This window comes from Pseudoxanthomonas sp. LjRoot204_2 (assembly GCF_056175765.1).
In genome coordinates this window covers 1-1,765 of the sequence record NZ_JBGFFG010000573.1, presented here as the reverse complement: position 1 = coordinate 1,765, position 1,765 = coordinate 1, and the positions used below count along the sequence as shown (strand labels likewise).

At 67.6% G+C, this 1,765-nt stretch carries 2 protein-coding genes; both read left to right on the top strand.

Features of this window, described 5'->3' with window-relative positions:
• Positions 1–736 (top strand): pectate lyase (gene pelA, locus AC04L7_RS17995; protein ID WP_475513608.1); only part of this gene is annotated, 736 nt, incomplete at its 5' end.
• Between the two features lie 68 nt (positions 737–804).
• Positions 805–1,765, top strand: a 961-nt coding sequence (locus AC04L7_RS17990; RefSeq protein WP_475513609.1) for a family 43 glycosylhydrolase, incomplete at its 3' end; no start/stop codon positions are given.

Below are 1,765 nucleotides of genomic sequence, written 5' to 3'. Positions count from 1 at the left end.
GTTCACCCTGGCGCAACAGATCCCCTCGTGCGGGGGCTGGCCGCACACGGTGCCGGCCACGCAGTCCTACCACCCCCACATCACCATCGCCGACGACGTCACCGCCGGTGTGCTCGGCACGCTACGCAAGGTGGTGTCGGACACGCGCCGCTACGCCTTCGTCGATGCCGCGCTGCGCGCCCGCGTCCAGTCCGCCGTCGACGCGGGCGACGCCTGCCTGCTCCGGCTGCAGATCAGGCAGGGCGACGCGCTTGCGGGCTGGGCGGGCCAGTACGACGCGCAGACGCTGGCGCCCGCGCAGGGACGCAAGTTCGAACTGCCTTCGATCACCGGGCAGGAAACCGTCGGCGTGGTGCGCTACCTGATGTCGATTCCCGACCCGTCGCCCGACGTGGTGAAGGCGGTCGACGGCGCGGTCGCGTGGCTGCGCCGGGTGGAAATCACGGGGTTGCGCATCGAGACATTCGAGGCGCCCGCCGAGCAGTTCCAGTACCACAGCAGTACGAAGGACCGCCGGCTGGTGGCCGATCCGACGGCTTCCGGCCTGTGGGCGCGCTTCTACGACGTGAAGGACAACAGCGCCGTCCTCGCGACACGTGACAGCCAACGCGTCGCGCGCTACGAGGACATCCCACGCGAGCGTCGCACCGGTTACGAGTGGTACGGCAGCTGGCCGAAGCGGCTGCTGTCGAAGGAATACCCGCAATGGAAGGCGTCGCACCCGGCGACGCCCTGAGGAAGCTCCGCATGCCGTTGATCAGGCTCATCGCCGTCGCGCTGTCCTTTTGTTTCGCCTTCGAGGCAATGGCCGCGGACACCACACCTCCCGCCTGGAAGCGCGGTATCGAGCATCAGCGCCAGGCCGACCTCGGCGATGGCACGTTCCTCAATCCGGTGCTGGCGGGCGATCGACCCGATCCGTCGGTGCTCAAGGATGGCGACGACTACTACCTCACGCTGTCGTCGTTCACGGCGTATCCGGGTTTGCCGGTGTGGCATTCGCGCGACCTGATCAACTGGCAGCCGATCGGCCATGCGATCACGAAGAACGTCGGCTCGATCTGGGCGCCGGACCTGGTCAAGCACCAGGGCCGCTACTACATCTACTTTCCCGCGCGCGTGGGCGGAACGGAATCGCCCCGGCGCAGCAACTTCGTCGTGTGGGCCGACGACATCCGCGGGCCGTGGAGCGAACCGATCGACATCGGCCTGCCCGGGCATATCGACCCCGGCCACGCGGTGGGCGAAGACGGCAAGCGCTACCTGTTCCTCAGCGGCGGCGACTATGTGCAGTTGGCCGACGACGGTCTGAGCACCGTCGGCGCGGTGAAGCATGTCTACGACGGTTGGCGGTATCCCGAATCCTGGGATGTCGAAGGCTATGCGCAGGAAGGCCCGAAGATCACCTTCCGCAACGGCTGGTACTACATGGTCACGGCGGTCGGCGGAACGGCCGGCCCGCCCACCGGCCACATGGTGATCGTCGCGCGTTCGCGTTCGATCCATGGTCCGTGGGTGAACGCACCCAACAACCCCGTGGTGCGCACGACCTCGCGCGACCAGTACTGGTGGTCGCGCGGCCATGCGACGCTGGTCGAGGATGCCGCAGGCCAGTGGTGGATGATCTACCACGGTTACGAACACGACTTCTGGACGCTGGGCAGGCAGGCACTGCTCGATCCGATCGAGTGGACGGAGGACGGCTGGTTCGTCGCCAAGGGCGGCGACTTGAGCCAGCCGCTGCGTAAACCCGCGGGCCAAGCGC